The sequence below is a fragment of the Bradyrhizobium canariense genome, from assembly GCF_900105125.1.
In the GTDB taxonomy this organism is placed as follows: Bacteria; Pseudomonadota; Alphaproteobacteria; order Rhizobiales; family Xanthobacteraceae; genus Bradyrhizobium; species Bradyrhizobium canariense_A.
Window position 1 is genome coordinate 5755902 of the sequence record NZ_LT629750.1, and the last position, 19900, is coordinate 5775801.

General features: G+C 61.3%; 18 protein-coding genes and 1 pseudogene. 12 read left to right on the forward strand and 7 right to left on the reverse strand.

Features of this window, described 5'->3' with window-relative positions; genetic code table 11:
• The first annotated feature begins 281 nt into the window (after positions 1-281).
• The 3 genes from BLV09_RS27275 to BLV09_RS27285 all read left to right on the forward strand — a co-directional run bounded on the left by BLV09_RS27275 (position 282) and on the right by BLV09_RS27285 (position 3896).
• Positions 282-1055, forward strand: a complete 774-nt coding sequence (locus BLV09_RS27275) for a ferredoxin--NADP reductase (protein ID WP_146689608.1) — start codon at positions 282-284, stop codon at positions 1053-1055.
• Positions 1056-1173: 118 nt separating this feature from the next.
• Positions 1174-2046, forward strand: coding sequence for a patatin-like phospholipase family protein (locus BLV09_RS27280; protein ID WP_244548831.1), 873 nt, complete (start codon positions 1174-1176; stop codon positions 2044-2046).
• 224 nt (positions 2047-2270) lie between these two features.
• The gene (locus BLV09_RS27285) at positions 2271-3896 is read left to right on the forward strand and encodes an FMN-binding glutamate synthase family protein (protein ID WP_146689609.1); all 1626 of its coding nucleotides are present in this window, start codon (positions 2271-2273) and stop codon (positions 3894-3896) included.
• 113 nt (positions 3897-4009) lie between these two features.
• Here the strand turns inward: BLV09_RS27285 and BLV09_RS27290 are convergent, their stop codons facing one another.
• The 5 genes from BLV09_RS27290 to BLV09_RS27305 form a co-directional block, all read right to left on the reverse strand.
• The gene (locus BLV09_RS27290; RefSeq protein ID WP_146689610.1) at positions 4010-5320 is read right to left on the reverse strand and encodes an ABC transporter ATP-binding protein; all 1311 of its coding nucleotides are present in this window, start codon (positions 5318-5320) and stop codon (positions 4010-4012) included.
• A 16-nt stretch (positions 5321-5336) separates the two neighbouring features.
• On the reverse strand, positions 5337-7073 hold the full coding sequence (locus tag BLV09_RS27295) for an ABC transporter permease (RefSeq protein ID WP_100385317.1): 1737 nt from the start codon (positions 7071-7073) through the stop codon (positions 5337-5339).
• A 74-nt stretch (positions 7074-7147) separates the two neighbouring features.
• A complete protein-coding gene (locus BLV09_RS27300) occupies positions 7148-9148 on the reverse strand; it encodes a carbohydrate porin (RefSeq protein WP_146689611.1) in 2001 nt (666 codons plus the stop codon).
• The gene (locus BLV09_RS37480; RefSeq protein WP_167558895.1) at positions 9145-9288 is read right to left on the reverse strand and encodes a hypothetical protein; all 144 of its coding nucleotides are present in this window, start codon (positions 9286-9288) and stop codon (positions 9145-9147) included. The genes BLV09_RS27300 and BLV09_RS37480 overlap by 4 nt, the downstream gene beginning before the upstream one ends.
• Before the next feature lie 360 nt (positions 9289-9648).
• Complete coding sequence (locus BLV09_RS27305; RefSeq protein WP_146689612.1) at positions 9649-10464, reverse strand: creatininase family protein; 816 nt, start codon at positions 10462-10464, stop codon at positions 9649-9651.
• A gap of 122 nt (positions 10465-10586) precedes the next feature.
• Between BLV09_RS27305 and BLV09_RS27310 the strand changes: the two genes are divergently transcribed.
• From BLV09_RS27310 to BLV09_RS27340, 7 genes are all read left to right on the forward strand, one after another.
• A complete protein-coding gene (locus tag BLV09_RS27310) occupies positions 10587-11606 on the forward strand; it encodes an ABC transporter substrate-binding protein (protein ID WP_146689613.1) in 1020 nt (339 codons plus the stop codon).
• A 7-nt stretch (positions 11607-11613) separates the two neighbouring features.
• A complete protein-coding gene (locus tag BLV09_RS27315) occupies positions 11614-12429 on the forward strand; it encodes an ABC transporter ATP-binding protein (protein ID WP_146689614.1) in 816 nt (271 codons plus the stop codon).
• The gene (locus BLV09_RS27320) at positions 12426-13262 is read left to right on the forward strand and encodes an ABC transporter permease (RefSeq protein WP_146689615.1); all 837 of its coding nucleotides are present in this window, start codon (positions 12426-12428) and stop codon (positions 13260-13262) included. Before BLV09_RS27315 ends, BLV09_RS27320 begins: the two co-directional genes overlap by 4 nt.
• On the forward strand, positions 13262-14257 hold the full coding sequence (locus tag BLV09_RS27325; RefSeq protein ID WP_146689616.1) for a 2-hydroxyacid dehydrogenase: 996 nt from the start codon (positions 13262-13264) through the stop codon (positions 14255-14257). The genes BLV09_RS27320 and BLV09_RS27325 overlap by 1 nt, the downstream gene beginning before the upstream one ends.
• A complete protein-coding gene (locus tag BLV09_RS27330) occupies positions 14257-14964 on the forward strand; it encodes an AprI/Inh family metalloprotease inhibitor (RefSeq protein ID WP_146689617.1) in 708 nt (235 codons plus the stop codon). Before BLV09_RS27325 ends, BLV09_RS27330 begins: the two co-directional genes overlap by 1 nt.
• Positions 14965-15113: 149 nt before the next feature.
• Complete coding sequence (locus tag BLV09_RS27335; protein WP_100385325.1) at positions 15114-15467, forward strand: YciI family protein; 354 nt, start codon at positions 15114-15116, stop codon at positions 15465-15467.
• A 31-nt stretch (positions 15468-15498) separates the two neighbouring features.
• Positions 15499-16770 carry an RNA polymerase sigma factor gene (locus tag BLV09_RS27340; RefSeq protein ID WP_146689618.1) on the forward strand — a complete coding sequence of 424 codons (1272 nt, stop codon included), beginning with the start codon at positions 15499-15501 and terminating at the stop codon, positions 16768-16770.
• 161 nt (positions 16771-16931) lie between these two features.
• Here BLV09_RS27340 and BLV09_RS27345 read toward each other — a convergent pair.
• A pseudogene (locus tag BLV09_RS27345) lies at positions 16932-17123 on the reverse strand (amidohydrolase family protein); the annotation flags it as partial.
• Between the two features lie 277 nt (positions 17124-17400).
• Between BLV09_RS27345 and BLV09_RS27350 the strand changes: the two are divergent.
• Positions 17401-17895, forward strand: a complete 495-nt coding sequence (locus tag BLV09_RS27350) for a hypothetical protein (RefSeq protein WP_146689619.1) — start codon at positions 17401-17403, stop codon at positions 17893-17895.
• A gap of 245 nt (positions 17896-18140) precedes the next feature.
• Positions 18141-18977, forward strand: a complete 837-nt coding sequence (locus BLV09_RS27355; RefSeq protein ID WP_146689620.1) for a DnaJ domain-containing protein — start codon at positions 18141-18143, stop codon at positions 18975-18977.
• 98 nt (positions 18978-19075) lie between these two features.
• Here the strand turns inward: BLV09_RS27355 and radC are convergent, their stop codons facing one another.
• Positions 19076-19789, reverse strand: coding sequence for a RadC family protein (gene radC / locus BLV09_RS27360; RefSeq protein WP_146689621.1), 714 nt, complete (start codon positions 19787-19789; stop codon positions 19076-19078).
• Positions 19790-19900 lie beyond the last annotated feature (111 nt).

The following is a 19900-nucleotide window of genomic DNA, read 5'->3' on the forward strand; positions in this document are numbered from 1 at the left end:
GAGTTGAACTTTATATCTGGGTTAATATGGGGTGGAAATTTATTGCCGTAACGACACCGATTTCAGCAAGTTAATTGCGCCGCGAGGGGCTTTGTCGAACCATTCTACAAATAAATCGACCGCGATTTAGAGTCCTCAATTGCGCGTCAGCGCAGATTGACTATCTCTGAAATCGGCGTACGCCACATGCGAAATAGCCCGTTGTTTCAGCGGTTTTCGTCTCCTCGAAGACCGAACAACGCAATTGTTCTACATCAAGCCAATCGGAAAAACCAAAACACATGAGCGCGTTCTATAGAGAGAAAGTTCTTTCTGTCCGGCACTGGACCGATACGCTTTTCAGCTTCACCGCCACCCGGGATTCCGGCTTCCGATTCCAAAACGGACAATTCGCGATGATCGGCCTCGAGGTCGAGGGCCGGCCGCTGCTACGCGCCTACAGCATGGCGAGCGCCAACCATGAAGAGGAGCTGGAATTTTTCAGCATCAAGGTCGCCGATGGGCCGCTGACGTCCAAGCTGCAGAAGATCAAGGAAGGCGACACCATCCTGGTCGGACGCAAGGCCACCGGTACGCTGATCGCGGACAATCTGATTCCGGGCGAACGCCTGTTGTTGCTGTCGACCGGTACCGGTCTGGCGCCGTTCGCGAGCCTGATCAAGGACCCGGACGTGTACGATCGGTTTGAAACCATTGTGCTGGTTCACGGCTGCCGGCAGGTGTCCGAACTCGCTTACGGCGAGGAACTGGTGGCGAGGCTGCGGGACGATGAATTGTTCGGGCCGTTGCTGGCCGAGAAGCTTCTGTATTATCCGACCGTCACCCGTGAGCCGTTCCGCAACCGCGGCCGTATCACTGACCTGATCACATCAGGTCAATTGTTCGACGATATCGGCCAGCCGCCGCTGGATATTGCGACCGACCGGATCATGATGTGTGGCAGCCCCGGCATGCTGGTCGAATTGCGCGAGATGTTTGAAGCGCGAAGCTTCCTCGAAGGCAGCGGCAGCGAGGCCGGCCATTTCGTCATTGAGAAGGCGTTCGTCGAACGCTGAATTCAGCCTTCCCGGTTCACAACCAATGTTGATAGTGCGGGCTGGTTACGGCCTGCTATAAGCCCAGCCGAACGTCGCGTGGCTCAATGGCGCGTCGATAGAGGGAGCGACTGGGGTCTTGTCAGCATTTGATGATGCCGGATCGGCGAAAACAGCCCTTGTTCTCGCAGGCGGGGGCAGCTTTGGCGCCATTCAGGTGGGCATGATGCATTCGCTCGCCGCTCACGGAATTTCGGCCGATATGGTGGTCGGCTCCAGCGTCGGCGCGCTGAACGGTGCTTACTACGCCGGTGATCCCACCCTGAAAGGCGTGCTGCAGCTGGAAACCATCTGGCGCGGATTGCAACGGCAAGACGTTTTCCCGGTCACGTGGCGGACGCTGCTGGGCTTTCTCTGGCGCAGGGATTTCCTGATCCCGCATGACGGGATCGCGAAGCTGATCGACGATCATCTGCCCTACCGCAATCTGCAGGATGCAAAGCTTCCGGTTCATATCGTGGCGACCGACATGCTCTCCGGTGACAGCGTGGTGCTGTCGGAGGGCCCGGCCACCCAAGCGATCGTCGCCTCGACCGCGATCCCCGGCGCCTTCGCCCCGGTCCCCTACAAGGATTTCTACCTGGTTGACGGCGCGATCTCGAGCAACACGCCGATCAAGATCGCAGTGGCGAAAGGTGCGCGGCGGCTGATCATCTTGCCCACCGGCCACGCCTGCGCGGCCCACGCGCCTCCGGTCGGCGCGGTCGCGAATGCGCTGCAGGCGCTGACGCTGCTGATCGCGCGGCAATTGGTCAGCGAACTGGAAGAACTCGGCCCGGATATCGAGCATTTCGTGGTGCCGCCGTTATGTCCGTTGGTGGGGTCGCCTTACGACTTTTCGCGCACCGCCGAGCATATCGAGCGCGCCATCCAGAGCACCGATGCGTGGCTGGCGCGAGGCGGCCTGCAACGCAGCGGGATTCCCGACGAACTGCGCCCGCACAGCCACTGACCGTTCAAGCCCGGTCGATCTCACGTTGCACTGCAAAAACTGGTGCGGCGAGACGTCGCTCGCCCCCGTGGTGATTGATCCTGCCAGGCTGGATTCGATAGCCTGATGCCGGTCGCTGTCATATCGCTGACCGGCACGCCCGATATCGTGTACAGGTTGTCTGGTGTTTTGGATTAGGCTTGAGGCCGGCAAGAATAATACGGCAGAATCTGCCAGAGGGTCCCATGGAAACGTTGCTGCTTCCGTTCTCTCCACGCTTCATCGTTCTCACGATTTGCGGCGTCGTTACGGTGCTGCTGCTTGGGATCGCGCTCGCCGATCACAAGGTTTTCGATCTGGTCCTGATCCCGCTTGTTATCTTCGCCGCGCTCACTGTGCTCGGTTTTCGCGACCTCATGCAAAAGGGGCACGCGGTCCTGCGGAACTATCCGATCTCGGCGCATATCCGCTTTCTGCTGGAAGAGATCAGGCCGGAGATGCGGCAGTATTTCTTCGAGAGCGAAAAGGACGGCATGCCGTTCAGCCGCGACACCCGCGCGGTGGTTTATCAGCGCGCCAAGATGGTGCTCGACAAGCGGCCGTTCGGTACGCAGGAAGATGTCTACCGCGATGGCTATGAATGGATGCACCATTCGGTGGCGCCGAAGCCTCGTGTCTCCTCGGAGTTTCGCATCACGATCGGTGGTCCGGATTGCGCCAAACCGTATTCGGCCTCGGTCTTCAACATCTCGGCGATGAGCTTTGGCGCGCTCAGCCCCAACGCAGTGCGCGCGCTGAACGCCGGGGCCAAAAAAGGCGGCTTCGCGCATGACACCGGCGAAGGCGGCGTCAGTCCCTATCATCGCGAGAATGGCGGCGACCTGATCTGGGAAATCGGCTCCGGATATTTCGGCTGCCGCAATCGCGACGGCTCGTTCAATCCGGACGAGTTCGCCCGCGTCGCCACCGACGACCAGATCAAGATGGTCGAACTCAAGATCAGCCAGGGCGCCAAGCCCGGACATGGCGGGGTGCTGCCGGCCGCCAAGGTCTCCGAGGAGATATCGAGGATCAGAGGCGTGGCGATGAACGAGGACTGCATCTCGCCGGCCTCGCACCGGGCATTTTCGACGCCGCTGGAGATGATGGCCTTTATCGACGAGATGCGGCGGCTGTCCGGCGGCAAGCCGGCCGGCTTCAAGCTCTGCATCGGCCATCCCTGGGAGTTTCTGGCGATCTGCAAGGCCATGCTGCAGACCGGGATCTATCCGGACTTCATCGTGGTCGACGGCAATGAAGGCGGCACTGGCGCCGCTCCGCTCGAATTCATGGACCATCTGGGCATGCCGATGCGCGAGGGCGTCAATTTCGTCCATAACGCCCTGATCGGCATCAATGCGCGCGATCGCATCAAGATCGGCGCCTCCGGAAAGATAGCCACCGCTTTCGACATGGCGCGCGCCATGGCGATCGGCGCCGACTGGTGCAATTCGGCACGCGGCTTCATGTTTTCGCTGGGCTGTATCCAGTCGCTGAGCTGCCACACCGACCGATGCCCGACCGGCGTGACCACGCAAGACCCGTCGCGCAACCGCGCGCTGGTGGTGCCGCACAAGATCGAACGGGTTTACAATTATCATCACGCCACGCTGCATGCGCTGAGCGAGCTGATCGCCGCTGCGGGGCTTGAACATCCGCAGCAAATCCGGTCGATCCATTTCTCGCAACGGACCTCCACGACTTCGGTGCAGTCCTTCGCTCAGCTCTATCCGTCACTTCGCCCGGGCGAACTGATCGACGGCACCAGCGATCCGCGCTTTCGCGAAGCCTGGGCGATGGCGCGCGCGGACTCGTTCTCGCCGGCGGGGTGATCGTCATTCCGGGGCGCGCGTTAGCGCGAACCCGGAATCTAGCGCATGTAATCTCGGGATTCCGGGTTCGACGCTTTGCGCCGCCCCCGAATGACGATGCAAATAGTCCGGCGCTAATGCGGGTTTTCGAGGCTGAACAGTTCCGACTGCTCGTCATAGGCGAACAGCTCGGCATAGCGTGCCCACGACACGATCGTCTTCAGTGTTTCGTCCGCATAGTCTTCCGACATGTAGTCTTCAAGCTCGTTGCGGAAGCGCGCCGCCGGTGCCGTGTGGGAAGGCCGCTCATCGAGCACGCGGCGGATCAGGCCCATGACAGGCACATAGTTGATCAGATGCTCGGCAAACAGCTTTTTGCGGGCATCGGTCTCGAGATGGGCAAACCGCTTGCCGGCATCGGTCAGCATCAGATCGCCTTCGCTTAACTGGGCAAATCGCAGCAATTGAAGCGCCTCGCCGAGATGGAATATCTCGTCGGCCTCGAGTTGCAGGCTGCCGGCCAGAACCGGCAAATCGGCGTGCCCGTTATACGGCTCGCCGGCCAGCGTCTCGATCAGGCCGGACAGCACGTTGGAAGAGATGTGATTGAGGATCATGCCCACGCCGGTGCCGTGAATACCCTCGGCGGCAGGCGTCTTGGGCTCGGCGCGCTGCGTCATGCGGGCGTAGATGCTGTCGACGAGCTGGCGGAATGTCGGGTCGAGACGATTGCGCGGATGCGGCAGGTCGACCTTGATCTCGACCGCCACGCGTCCGGGATTGGATGAGAACACCAGAATGCGGTCGCACATCAGCACCGCTTCCTCGATGTTATGCGTCACCATCAGGACCGACTTGATCGGCAGCCGGCCTTCGGTCCACAGATCGATCAGGTCGGTGCGGAGCGTCTCGGCGGTCAGCACGTCGAGCGCCGAAAACGGCTCGTCCATCAACAGCAGGTCGGGATGGACGACCAGCGCCCGCGCAAATCCGACGCGCTGGCGCATGCCGCCCGACAATTCCTTGGGGTAGGCGGATTCGAAACCGTCGAGACCGATCAGGTCGATCGCCGCGAGCGCGCGGGTGCGGCGTTCGGCGCTGTCGATCCCCAGCGCTTCCAGCCCGAGTTCGACGTTTTGCAGGACGGTCAGCCACGGAAACAGCGCGAAGGACTGAAACACCATGGAAACGCCGTTCGGCGGACCCTTGATCGCCTCGCCGCGGCATGTTGCGTCGCCCGAGGATGGCGCGATCAGGCCGGCGATGATGCGCAGCAGGGTCGATTTGCCCGATCCGGAGCGGCCGAGCAGGCCGACGATTTCGCCGGAGTGAATCGTCAGATCGACCTTTTCGAGCACCAGAAGATCCTCGCCGCTTCCTTTCGGAAACGACCGGCAGACGCCGCGAATATCGATAAGGCTGGTCGCTTTGGTTTGATCGAGCATGCGTTTCCCTTGAGAATCAGCCGAGACGAAGACGGCGCTCACCGAAGGCGTACAGCGGTCGCCAGAGCAGGCGGTTGAAGAGCGTCACCAGAATACACATCACGACGATGCCGAGAACGACGCGAGGGAAATCACCGGCTTCGGTCGCTGTTGCTATATAAGCGCCGAGCCCGGTGGCCGTCAGGTGGGTATCACCCCAGCTCGCAACTTCCGCAACGATGGAGGCGTTCCACGAGCCGCCCGACGCGGTGATCGCGCCGGTGATGTAGTAGGGAAAAATGCCGGGAAGGATGACTTTTACCCACCAGCGCCAGCCCTTCAAGTGGAAGCTGCCGGCGGCTTCACGAAGGTCGCTCGGGAAAGCGCTGGCGCCGGCAATGACATTGAACAGGATGTACCACTGGGTTCCCAGAATCATCAGCGGGCTGAGCCAGACATTCGCATTCAGGCCGTAGCGAACGATAACCACCACGAAAACCGGGAAGGCGAGATTCGCGGGAAACGCCGCCAGAAATTGCGCGAGCGGCTGTATCAGCTCGGCGAGTTTCGGCCGCAGCCCAATCCAGACGCCGACCGGCACCCATATCAGTGAGGCCAGCGCAATCAAGACGATGACGCGGGCCAGCGTGATCAAGCCGTACCCGAATGCGCCGACTACGTCCGACAGGCTCAAGGTCGTCGAGAGATACGCATAAGCTCTCCAGCCGGCATAGGCTGTGCTGGCGACGACCAATGCAAGCCACAGCGCATCGACCAGGCGCGAGGGCTCGCTCTGTTTGCTCGATGCGGCCAGCACTCGGCCGGGAAGCGTGATGTGCAGATTGGAGATGATCCTGTTCAGTGCGGTGAATGGCAAGGACAGCGCCCGCAGCGCGCGCGTGCGGCGAAACAGATCGAGCATCCAGGATGTCGGCGCGCTGCTGGATGCCGTCTGTTCGAACCGGAATTTATCGGCCCAGGCCACGACGGGGCGAAACAGCAACTGGTCATAGACGATGATGACGAGCAGCATGGTCAGGATCGCATAGCCGATGGCGGGCAGGTCGCGCTTTTGAATGGCCAATGCGACGTAAGAGCCGACGCCGGGCAATGTCACCGTGGTGTTGCCGACCGTGATCGCCTCCGACGCCACCACGAAGAACCAGCCGCCCGACATCGACATCATCGTGTTCCAGATCAGGCCCGGCATGGCGAAGGGCACGTCGAGCCGCCAGAAACGCTGCCATCCGCTGAGGTGGAAGCTTTGCGTCGCCTCTTCCAGATCCTTCGGCACATTGCGCATCGACTGGTACATGCTGAACGTCATGTTCCAGGCCTGGCTGGTGAAGATCGCGAACACGCAGGCAAGCTCGGCGCCGAACACGCGGCCGGGAAACAGGTTCATGAAGAAGACGACCGTAAAGGTCAGAAAGCCCAGGATCGGCACCGACTGCAGGATATCGAGCAGCGGGATCAGCACCATTTCGGCACGCCGGCTCTTGGCGGCAAAGGCGGCGTAAATGAAAGTGAAGATGATGGAGCAGGCGATCGCCAGCAGCATGCGCAGCGTGGTGCGCAGTGCATAGAGCGGAAGGTTGCCTGGATCGAGTGACACCGGCGCGACGTCGAGCGCCGACAGCGGCGCCGTGGTCTGCTCGCCGCCATAGACGATCAGCACCATGGCGCCGGTTACAAGTATCAGCGCCACGACGTCCCAGATGTTGGGCTGCAACGCCTGTCCCAGTGCGACCGGGCGCATATCCTGAACCGCCATTAATCGCCGCCTCTAACCTTTATTTTGACGCGTTTTCTTCACGCGAACCGGGGCCCACTTCGCTCGAAAACGCTTTAGAATTCGCCGTGGAAACGGGCCGAGAACACCGAGACAGGTCCACGGTCGGCGTTATAGGCGGGATTTGTGATGAGTTGATAGTCAGCGGTAACCGTCAGATTCTTGTCGACCGCATAGGCGTAGTAGGTCTCGAGGATCTGCTCGGGACGATAGTTGAGCTGGCCGTCGCCGATCAAGAGGCCGAGGCCGCCGGCCGCGAGGAAGTCGCGATGTGCATCGGACAGTCCGTTGATCGCGCCGCCGATACCGATGGTGTCGTTCGGGCGTCCCCAGTAGCTGCCCTTGATCGACAGGCCCCCTGAAAGGCTGCGGTCGATATCGGTGAATGACAGGATTTCGGTCTGGCCGTCATTCCAGCTGGCGCGCGCGAACATGCCGACGTCCTTGACGATCTGCTGTTCGGCGTTGAGATAAAATCCGTATTTGAGGTTGTCGTGCCGGATGCTCGCCATGACCGTGTTGATGTCGAGCGAGGGATCCGCATCTTCAATCGCCAGCGCCTGGCGGTAATTGCCGGTATTGCCGCTGTTGGCAAATGCGCCAAGCCGCAGCTTGCCGGGCTGATCGAAGATGGTGTGGCGTTCCTCGAATTCGACCACGGTGCCGCCGGTCTTGTAGGTCAGCACGTCGCTGTTGGGAGCGGTCGGCACCTCGAAGGCTCCGGCGCGTATCGCCCAGTCCTTGCGATTGAGCTCGACGATCGCGCCGCGCGTATAGCCGGGCAAATCGGCCGGGAAATCATAAGCGGCCGACGACCACATCGCCCAGTTCATGAAATCGGCGCGAGGATCGTGGGCGTAACTGTTGTTGTCGAAGAAGTCGCCGACCGCAAAGCGGCCGACAATCAGCGTGACCCGGTCGATGTCGCGTTTGCCCGCGAGTTGATTGGGTCCATCCTGGACCTCTTCCTGTTCGCCGCCGAGACCGAAGGTCTGTTTCAGATAATAGCGCTGCGCCCGGTATTTCGGCTCGGCGGCGCCGGCCTTTTGCGCCTCCCCGTTGGGAAAGCCGGCGACGCCGAGTGTGCCGCCGATGCCGAACCCCTGCGCCAGTTCGGGGTTGAAGTAGAACTCGCCGCCCTGCCAAAGCCGCACGCCGAGAAAGGCGGTCGTGGTCCAGGTTTCCTGCACCTGGCCGCCGCCGGGGAGGCTGTTGGCGCCGGCATAGGGCGAGCGGAAGGCAGGATAGGCCTGCGGAAGAAACGTCGTTTGCGCGTGGACATTCCAGTCGTCCGATTCCGGAAGCGCAGGCTTGACGTTGGCCGAAGCCTGCGCCGTCCACACCGGATTATCGTCAAAGCGATAGTTCAGTCCGAGCTTGAAAAGGTGAACGCTGGGATCGACGTTGACGCTGGGCAGTCCGAAGCTGCTGAGGTCGTAGGTCCGGCGCGCCAGATCGATGTAGTCATATTCGAGTTTGGCGCTCCAATTGCCGCCCACGGCAAACTCGACACCGGCGCCTGCGGTCCAGCCGGTCTGGATCTGTCCAGGTGCTGCGAAGATGCTTCCCGGGGCATCGTTGAGGTTGACATGACTGTGTCCCCAGGCAAAGCCGCCGGTCACATACGGCATCCAATTTCCGAACGCGTATCCGACGCGGCCGCGCACCGTGCTGACGTAGTCGAGCGACGTGTCGAACGGCCCAGGCGCAAGACGCGGGGCATCGAGCGGACTGGCGAACGACGCATCCGCCTCGACGCCGAGCACGACATGATTCGCCAACTGCCTGTTGTAGCCGGCCTCGTAACCGCCGATCAGGCCGGTAATGCTGGGCGGAAAGACCACGCCTTGTTCGGGGATCGGATTGGTGCCGGGTCCCAGGCTGCCACCGCCATAGCCGACATGGCCTCCGATGTAGAAGCCGGTCCAGTCGTACACGGTCTGGTACGCGGGCGCCTTGAGCGCCATGTCCGCCGCGATGGCAGGTTGTGCCAGCGTGAGCATGCCGAGCCCAATGCCCGCAAATCTGCACTCCCAGGTTCGGCTGCAGCGGTTCATCGGGCGAAATTTTCCAGCGCGAACATTTCGGCAATCTCTTTTGTCATCACTGATTTGCCGTCGTGCTGCCACCAAGAAATCGAGCGAACGATTTCACCGCGCCGGTCGATGCCTTCTCCAACGGCGAAAAGCCGAATCAAACGGAAAACGCATTCATCCCAAGCCCTTGAACCACAAGCAAAACGTTATTGCAAGTAATTCGCAATTGCAAGTAAGGATGAAGGTGCCGCTGATTTGTTGGCATTGTTCTGTGACAGACATGCAACACAGAATACCCCGGTGAGATGTCAGGCGATTCCTAGCAAAAGCGGTGATGCCAAAAGATGACCCGCCCGGGGGGACAGCCGGGCGGGTCAGGTGCGGAACGGGTGGATGAGGCGCCGTTGTTACCCGCACGCTCCGTTGGTCGGAGCGATTTTGAAGCGGGTTCGATCACGGCCCGGTGACTGCCGAGCCGTGTGTGACGTTCTCACTGTAACGGCCGGTGACGTGCGCGAGTGTCAGCCCTGCGGACGATCCGAAAGTATTTCAGGATCAAACTTGTCGATGTCGGCGAGCAATTCGCAGAACGCGGTTGCGCCGTGATCGAGCAGTCGCTCGCCTTTCTCGGCCGACGCCAGTGTCGCATCGCCGACGGCGCCGCCGGGATGGAGGTCTTGCGCCTGCCACGCGAACGGAGCCGGGCGATGCGCTGAGAGCCAGCGATAGTCCTTTTCCATCGCGATCGCCGAGGAGCGGAAATCGGCGATCTTTTCCTTGCGCACATGCTGCTGATATCGCGCCAGCATGATCGAGGTCTCGACCGCGCCGCCATGAACGCCATGGCGCAATTCTTCCTCCGAGAACATTCCCTCCGGCGCGCCAAAACGCGACCATCCTGTGGTAACCGCGAGAAGCCCGTATTCCGCGCGCAGATCCTGCGCGACCAGGGTCATGGCCGCGCTGTTGCCGCCATGGCTGGTGACCATCACAAGCTTCTTGATGCCGGCGCGCGCGACGCTCGCCCCGAGCGCCATCCATGTCTGCAGCGCGGTCTCGGTCGGCAGCGTCAGCGTGCCCGGATAGTCGATATGTTCGGTCGAAATCCCGACCGGCTGAAGCGGCATGAATGTCACGGGCATCGTATCCGGCAGCAGCTCGCGCACCCGTCCAAGGTAGGCCTGCGCGATCATGACGTCGGTGCCGACAGGCAGATGCGGGCCGTGCTGCTCGGTCGCCGCCAACGGCAACACCGCAATCCATCGCGCTGCGGCCGTCCCGGAAATGTCGGGCCAGTGAATGTCGGTCCAATCGCGGGGAGGAGCCATTGAAGTCATCGTGCAAAACGTTTCTTTGGGCCAATTTGCAAGGTAGTTTGTCCGTTCCCGCAAGGGGCTGTACCAGCGTCCAGACCAGCGTTACCCCTATCATGAGCTAGAATGATCAACGGAGTCCAACCATGAACCCGGCTCTTTTGCCGCGAGCGTTAACGGCTGGCCTGCTGGCCCTCGCCCTGGCCATCACGTCCGCGGGCGCGCAAACGCTGGACAAGGTCTCGTTCGGAACCAACTGGGTGCCGGAGCCGGAACAGGGCGGATTTTTCCAGGCGGTGGCCGACGGGACCTACAAGCAATACGGGCTCGACGTCACGATCGTGCCGGGCGGCCCGAACGACAACAATCGCATTCTGCTGATCGCCGGCAAGCTCGACTTCTTCCTGAGCGCGAACACGTTGCAGTCGTTCGATGCCGTCACCAACAAAGTCCCCGTGGTCCAGATCGCCTCCATGTTCCAGAAGGATCCGCAGGTCTTTCTGACCCATCCGGAATCCAAGGTCACCAAACTCGAGGATCTCAAACCGCTGACGCTGTTCGTGTCCAAGGAGGGGATTGCGACCTACTATCAATGGCTGAAATCCGAATACGGATTCAGCGAGGAGAAAGTCAAACCCTATACCTTCAATTCGCAGCCGTTCATCGCCGACAAGCAGAGCGCGATGCAGGGCTATGTCACCTCGGAGCCGTTCGCGATCGAACAAGCCGCAGCCTTCAAACCGGGGGTGATTCTGCTGGCGGATAATGGCTTCAACTCTTATTCAACCCTGATCGAAACGCGCCGCGACCTGATCGACAAAAAGCCGGATCTGGTTCAGCGTTTTGTCGACGCCTCGATTATCGGTTGGTACCATTATATCTACGGCGACAATTCGCCTGGCAACGCGATGATCAAGAAGCTCAACCCTGAAATGACGGACGAGTTGCTGGCCTATTCCGTCGCCAAGATGAAGGAATACGGAATTGTCGATTCCGGCGATGCATTGCAGGACGGCATCGGCGCGATGAATGACACGCGGGTCGCGAGCTTTTTCGAAAAGATGGTGCGCGCCGGCGTCGTGCGCAGCGACATCGACTACCGCAAGGGTTACACGCTTCGCTTCACCAACAAGGGCGTCGGACTCGATCTGCGGCCAAAGAACTAGCGACGCAATGGCCGATCCCGCCGCTTTGTCTGAAATCGACGTTGGCCCGGCCGGCCTTGCCGTCAGCCTGCGCGACGTGACCAAGGTCTATGACAATGGCGTAGCGGCGTTGGGGCCGCTGGATCTTGACGTGCGAACCGGCGAATTCGTGTCCCTGCTCGGACCGTCAGGTTGCGGCAAGTCGACGGCGCTTCGCCTGATCGCGGGTCTTAATGCGCCGACGTCAGGCACCGTCCGCGTTTCACATCGCGCCGGCCGGGCGCGTGCCGGGCAGACCATCGGCTTTGTGTTTCAGGAGCCGACGCTGATGCCGTGGGCCAATGTCAGTGAGAACGTGCGGTTGCCGCTGAAACTGGCGCATGTGCCCGTTGCCGAGGCGAACGCGCGCATCGGTGAGGCGCTGGCGCAGGTCGGGCTTGCGGAATTTGCCGGCGCTTATCCTCGCGAATTATCGGGGGGCATGAAGATGCGGGTCTCGCTGGCGCGTGCGCTGGTTACCGATCCGGATATTCTCTTGATGGATGAACCGTTCGCGGCCCTCGACGAGATCACCCGCTTTCGGCTCAACAATGATCTGCTCTCGCTGTGGCGCAATCTGCGCAAGACCGTCGTCTTCGTCACGCATTCGGTGTTCGAGTCGGTGTATTTGTCGCAACGCGTGATCGTGATGAGTTCGCGGCCCGGGCGCATCAGCGCCGAATTCCGCATCGACGCTCCCGAACCGCGTGGCGAGGATTTTCGCACATCGGCCGATTATGCCGGTTATTGCCGTACGGTCTCCAACGCGCTGGCGCCGCTGTATCAGGGGCAGCCCGGCCTATGAGCTCCTTGCAGATACCGCCATTGTCTGCCGGACAGGCTGCGCCGGGCGGCCGTTTTCCGGGCTTGGTCCGGGTGCTGCTTCCGGTGGTCGTGCTCGCGGCGGGCGTCGTGGCATGGGGCCTCGTGGTCCGCATCAACAACATTCCGCCCTACGTGCTCCCCGGACCGTCGGCGGTTTTCCGGACGCTGGTCAATGACTGGCCGGTGCTGTCGCTATCGCTTCTCACCACGTTACGGACGACGCTCGAGGGGTTCATCGCCGCCGCCGTCGGCGGCATTGCATTGGCGCTATTGTTCAATCAGTCGAAATGGCTGGAATATTCGCTGTTTCCCTATGCGGTGATCCTGCAGGTCACGCCGGTCATCGCCATTGCGCCGCTGCTCCTGATCTACCTTCCGCAACAGACCGCGGTCATCGTCTGCGCCTGGATCGTCGGATTCTTTCCGGTGCTGTCCAACACCACGCTTGGCCTCAATTCCGTGGATCGCAACCTGGCCGGCCTGTTTCAGCTCTATGGCGCGTCGCGGCTGCAGACCCTGCGATATCTCAAATTGCCGGCGGCGCTGCCGTTCATCCTGGGCGGCCTGCGGATTGCGGGCGGGCTGTCGTTGATCGGCGCCGTGGTCGCAGAGATCGCGGCGGGTTCGGCGGGCGCGGGGTCGGGACTGGCCTATCGAATTGCGGAATCCGGCTATCGTCTCAACATTGCCAGAATGTTCGCAGCCTTACTGTTGCTCTCTGCCGCTGGAATTGTCATTTATGGGCTGCTGGCGCTAATTTCGCACCTGATATTGCGGCGCTGGCATGAGAGCGCGCTTGGAAAGGAAAACTGATGGGGAACAACTCCTCCGAGAAGATCGATTTGCTGATTTACGGGCCGAGCAAGCCGATCGTCGATAACGGCTTTTCCGATCAGTTCATCCTGCATCGCTTTGAAACCATCGGTGATCTGGAACGGCTCAGTCCCGAGGCCGCCGGGAAAATCCGCGGTGCCGCGATCACCTATAATTCGGTGCGGGGTGACAGCAAGACGCTGGCGCGCTTTCCCAAGCTCGAGATCGTTTCGAGCTTCGGCGTCGGCTACGATCACATCGATGCCAATTACGCGCGCGACAACAACATCATGGTCACCAACACGCCTGATGTCCTGACCGAGGAAGTCGCCGATATCGCGATGGGGCTTTTGATCGCGACCGTGCGCGAATTCATCAAGGCCGACCGCTATCTGCGGTCCGGTCTGTGGACCACGCAGAATTTTCCGCTGAGCGTCGGCTCGCTGCGCGACCGCAAGGTGGGGATGGTCGGCATGGGCCGGATTGGGCAAGCGATCGCTCGCCGGCTCGATGCGTCGCTGGTGCCCGTCGTCTACCACACCCGCAATCCCGCGCCCGGCCTGTCCTACAAGCACTATCCCGATCTGATCGAGATGGCGAAGGCGGTCGATACGCTGGTCGTCATCGTGCCGGGCGGCGCAAGCACCACAAAAATGATCAACGCCGAGGTCATGAAGGCGCTCGGCCCGCGCGGGGTGATCATCAATGTCGCGCGCGGCACCGTCGTCGACGAGCAGGCGCTGATTGCAGCGCTCAAGTCGGGGACCATTCTGGCCGCGGGCCTCGACGTGTTCGAAAAAGAGCCGAATGTGCCGGACGAATTGAAGGCCATGCAGAACGTCGTTCTGCTGCCGCATATCGGCTCGGCCTCGGTGGTGACCCGCAACGCCATGGATCAGCTGGTGGTCGACAATCTGAAGACCTGGTTCGCCGGAAAGCCGCCGCTGACGCCGGTTGCGGAAACTCCGGCCAAGACTCCTGCCAAGAGCCACTGATGACGGGCCGTCGCGCCGGAATGGTGGTTGCCGCCGTGTGGGCGGCGATTGCCTGCGGGGCGCCGGCGCGGTCGCAGGATGTCAGCACCTTGAAAAAGGACATGATCGGCCAGTGGGAGCTCGCGACCACCGACCGCAGCAAGACCTGCGTCGTCACGTTGAAGAACGATTCCACGGCGCAGGGGACGCTTAAGCTTGAACTGGAGCCGGGCTGCGCGGCGGCGCTGCCGTTCACCAAGGATATCACTGCCTGGAGCATCAAGGGACTGGGCGACATCGTGCGGCTACAGGACGCTGCGGGACAGCCGGTGGTCGACTTCACCGAAGTCGAAACCGGGATCTTCGAGGGCATGCGGACCGGCGAGGGCATCTATATCCTGCAAAATCTCGCGGCCGCCCGCTCGCTGGCAAAATCCATGGATCAGATGATCGGCGACTGGGCCATGGTGCGCGGCAATGGCCAATCGATCTGCGGCCTGACGCTGACCAATAACGAGGCGAACGCGGACAATTTCCAGGTGTTCCTGAAGCCCAAATGTGATCCTGCAGTCACCGCGTTTGCGCCGACGCAATGGCGGCTCGATCACGGTCAGATCGTTCTGATGTCGGAGAGCGGCGAAACCTGGCAGTTCGAGGCCGACGACAACGCACAGTGGCGCAAGGTCCCCGACAGCGCCGATCCGCTGATCCTGCTCCGGCAGGAATGACGGCTGATTGATCAGGTTTTTCAGCCGGTAAGGCCTACAGTTTTTTTCGTGCCGGTGTCGATCCGCATGAGGCTCGTTCGTCGACCTATCAGCGAGATAGTTTTGCACGGCTCGGCGCCGGCGGCTCGCCTTTAAGGAGGAGTTTTCAGATGCGCTTCATGTATATCGTCAAGCACCCCGGCCCTTCCGCGACTCCCACACCTGAACTCATGGAGGCGATGCACAAGCTGGCCGACCGCGAGACCAAGGCCGGCCGCATGCTCGACAGCGGCGGGCTGATGCCGGTCGAGACCGGCGCCCAGGTGCGCATCGCCGGCGGCAAGCTTAGCGTGATCGATGGTCCCTTCGTGGAAACCAAGGAGATTGTCGGCGGCTACGCGATCTTCGAACTCCGCGACAAGCAAGAGGCCGTCGCGATGGCGAAGGAATTCATGCAACTGCATTTGGACCATCTGCCGGGCTGGGAAGGGACATGCGAGCTGCGCGCGTTTGCCGGTCCTTGAGATCCGGCTCAGCCCGATGCAGCCGGCGGCGATGACGGCTGCCGAAATCCACCACACCATTCTTGCGGTCTGGCGGGTCGAGCAGCCACGTCTGATCACCAGCCTTTCGCGGATGCTGCGGGATGTCCCGCTGGCGGAAGATCTGACGCAGGAAGCCCTGGTCGCAGCGCTCGAACATTGGCCCGCGACCGGTATTCCGGAAAAGCCTGGCGCGTGGCTGATGGCGACGGCCAAGCGCCGGGCGCTGGATCATTTGCGCCGCGGCCGGATGCTGGCTCACAAGCACGAGATGGTCGCGCGGGACATGGAGCAGCAAGAGCAGGCCATGCCCGACCTGGATTCCGCCTTGGATGACGATATCGGCGATGAGATGCTTCGTCTCGTCTTCACCGCCTGTCACCCGCGCCTGTCGCGGGAGGCCCGTGTGGCGCTGGCGTTGCGGATGATCTGCGGCCTGACCACCGAGGAGATTGCGCGCGCTTTCCTGGCGCCGGAGGCGACGATCGCCCAGCGCATCTTGCGCGCCAAGCGGACGCTGTCTGAATCGGGACTGGCCTACGAGACGCCGCGCGGCGAAGAACTTTCCGAGCGCCTCGCCTCGGTGCTGGAGGTCATCTACCTGATTTTCAACGAAGGCTATACCGCCGCACGCGGCGAGGATTGGCTGCGTCCGCAGCTCTGCAATGAAGCCCTGCGTATGGGCCGCGTGATCACCTCCATCGCAGCGCAGGAGCCGGAAGCGCAAGGGCTGCTCGCATTGATGGAGCTGAACGCTTCGCGCCATGCCGCGCGCACCGATGCTGCGGGCGAGCCTGTCCTGATGCGCGACCAGAATCGCGCGCTGTGGGACCAGCTTCAGATCCGGCGGGGCATGCAGGCGCTGCGGCGGGCATGCGAGCTTGGCGGGGTCGGTGGATTCTACGCCCTGCAAGCGGCGATCGTTGCCTGTCATGCCCAGGCGAGCACGCCTGACGACACCGACTGGCCGCGCATATCGGAACTCTATGCCGAGCTCGCAACGCTCGTGCGTTCGCCCGTGATCGAACTCAACCGCGCAGTGGCCGTCGGCATGGCCGAGGGCGCAGAGGCGGGGCTTGCGATCGTCGACGGCCTCGCGCACGAGCCCGCGCTGAAGGCGTATCATTTGCTGCCGAGCGTTCGCGGCGATCTGCTGCACAGGCTCGGTCGTTACGACGAAGCGCAGGCCGCTTTTGAAGCCGCAGCGGCGCTGGCGGGCAACGCTCGCGAACGTAACTTGCTCAAGCGTCGCGCTGCGGAAGCGGCCGGCGCGACGAAGTCATGATAATCAAGTGCGGGCGATCCGAGCGCCGGCCGGAATAGTCGTCACGTCCGGCTGAAGACTCCTAGCAAGCCGCCAATGATCTTCTGTCCGCGTTCTCATCACGACCGCCGCGTGCGTTCCCCTGTTCGGCCGTCGCTGGCGAGGCCGAACAAGGTGAGCCGTCAAATTCCAAAGCCGAAAAGCTTTGCGGAATTTTCGACCAGGATCGTTCGCCGTTCGGTTTCGTCGGGAGCATACCGGTACAGCAGTTCGAACAAGTCGGCATCGTTGGGAGGCTGGACCACCGAGGCCGGATGCGGCCAGTCACTGGCCCAGACGCATCGATCAGGAGCGGCCTCGATATACGCGCGGGCCCGCGGCGGGAGAGTGAAGTGGGCGAACTTCTAAAAACCACGGTCCGCTCGATCGAAAAGGTCTTGAATCAGGACCATTGAAGCTCGCTTTGAGGCATCCGCCGGTAGCGGAATCGACCGGTTGTTAGTTCGGCCGCTTCAGATGTTGATTCACATCTGATTCATCCTGATTGTTAGAACACGATTCAATTTTTCCGTTCATGATCGCCGTGCTTGCTGCGCGGTTTTGTTGTGATCGGCGCTGCAACTTGCCTCGCTTTAAATCGGAATTGTGAGCATGGCGATCGCGGGTCCAGCGCATTACGCAGACGACTGCTGCGAATCTGCAAAGACGCGGCTGTGGATGCTCGGCCTGGCGTCATTCGCCCCCAGGCTTCTGACCATCTCTGTCGTTTTCTCCGCGATGACAGTCGCCGGGTGCGCGCGCAATCCGGATCACCGTGAATTTAATCTGGTTCAGCACGAGGTCAGGGCTGCTCCCGTCCGCGCACCCGCCCGTGCTCTTAGGCACGCTGAACCACGTCATTATGCTGAGCTGCGAATCCGCCGACCCGATCCGGCGCTGCTCACGCCACAGCCGGCGCCCAACTGCGAGTTCAAGAGAACCGACGTTAGTGCTGTGGACCCGAATGAATGGGCTCGTTTGAAAATCGATTACGAACGGCAATGTTACCAAGATGCCGAGAAGCTTGCACGCGACCGCCTAAAACTGCTCCAGGCGTCGAGCACATGCGAGATTGAACCCGCTCAACATCCGCGATCGGCCCGGTAACAATCAGCACGGCTACGACTTGCGGCTGATTGATGGGCGCGCATCGCGGCCCGTGTCTCCTCGATGACACCGGTGTGGCAGCAGTCCTCAATTCTGTCCTCTTTTTGCCATACTCAATCACCACCCTTTTTAAGTAGTAAGGTTTCATTTGATTGTATTAGGCCTGTCAATTGCCGGCCCCAAAGACGAGAGCGAATTGCTGAGGAGTAGTAGTAGTTGCGTGAGTAATAATTGCGTGAGTAATTATGAGGACCCTTTACGGTTTACTCGATGCACTTCCAGACGACGACGCTGAAAGCCTCAGAGCTGCATTCCGCAAAGCCGCTAAAGCAAACCACCCTGACAACAACCCCGGCGATCCGGATGCCCCACTAAGGTTCAGGCGAATCGTCCGCGCGAATGCCATCCTCAGCGATGAGCGGCAGCGGGCGACCTATGACCGGTTGCTGGCAGTCGCACGCCGGGAGCAACGTCTGAAGTTCGCGGTCGCGGGTACTGTTTTCTCGGTCGTGTTGATCGGGGGATACCTGCTGTTCGGATATGTATCGAAGGCATCCCTCATCATTCCGGCACAAGTAGTCGAGGTATCTGCACGCGAACCAGCGTCGGTAGCCGCTGCAATATCGCCGCAGCCATCCGGTACGATCGGCCTGGGGCGCCCGCGCAACGAGCTTGATGATATCGGAGCCGCTAACAAGCCGGAGAATCCCGAGGCCGTCAAAGAGGCGGCGGCACCAAGCGCTGCTGCGCCTGCGGAGAATATCGACAGCGCTCCGGCGATTGCCAATGTTCCCGCGGAGCGCGACGTCGGGGTGAAGGATGCTAGATACTATCGAGAGCGGGGCATCTCGAACTATCGCAGTGGTGATATATACGTCGCGCTCGTCGACTTCGATATGGCGATCGATCTCAATCCGAACTTTGCGGATGCCTATATCGACCGCGGCGTCATCTTCTATCGTATGGGCGACTTCAAGCGCGCATTTGCCGACATTGCCCAAGCCAAGCGCATCGATGACTTGAACCGAAGCCAGACTCCACTGGCTGAGTCACAACAAATATCATCGTCGGGCAAGAATTGAGTTTGGCTGCATGCCGGTCACGGCACCGAGCGCGGTAGACAAATTTTCGCGAACCGAGGGACTACGTGGTCCGCTCCGGGCATGCAAACTTCGCCAATTTATATCAGCCTTAGCCCCTTCAAACTCGCATGTCCGTTCTTGCCGACGATGATGTGATCGTGCACCGAGATTCCCAAGGGTTGTGCGATCGCGACGATCGCCTTGGTCATCTGGATATCCGCTTGCGAGGGCGTCGGATCGCCGGACGGATGGTTGTGCACCAGGATGATTGCGGTTGCGGATAATTCCAGCGCCCGCTTGATCACCTCGCGCGGGTAGACCGGCGTGTGATCGACGGTGCCGACCTGCTGCACTTCGTCCGCGATCAGCTGATTGCGCTTGTCGAGAAACAGGATGCGGAACTGCTCCTTGTCGGCAAACGCCATGCTGGTCCGGCAATAGTCGATCACGTCGTTCCAGGACGACAAGGCCGTGCGCTGCTGCACCTGGCCCTTGGCGACCCGGGTCGCGGCCGCCGCGATCAGTTTGATCTGGGTAATGGACGCATCGCCAACTCCCTCGACTTCCCGCAGCCGCGCTTCCGGCGCGTGGATCACTTCGGCGAACGAGCCGAATTTCTTGAGCAGCGATTTGGCCAGCGGCTTGGTGTCGCGACGGGGCAGGGCGGCGAACAGCGCCATCTCCAGCAGCTCATAGTCGCTCAGCGCATCGGGACCAGCGCCGTGAAAGCGCTCCCGCAGCCGTTCGCGATGGCCGTGATAATGCGGCTTCTCGGAAGGCGGTGTTTCCTGGTCATCGCTCTTGCTGGGCATCGGCGCCAACCATGCCGTGCCGGTTGGCTTTTGCAACTGGGAAGTGCGGCATGGCGGGGCGGGCCGCACGCGTGACGCCGCCCTGTTTCCGGGCCAGATCAACCCTCGCTG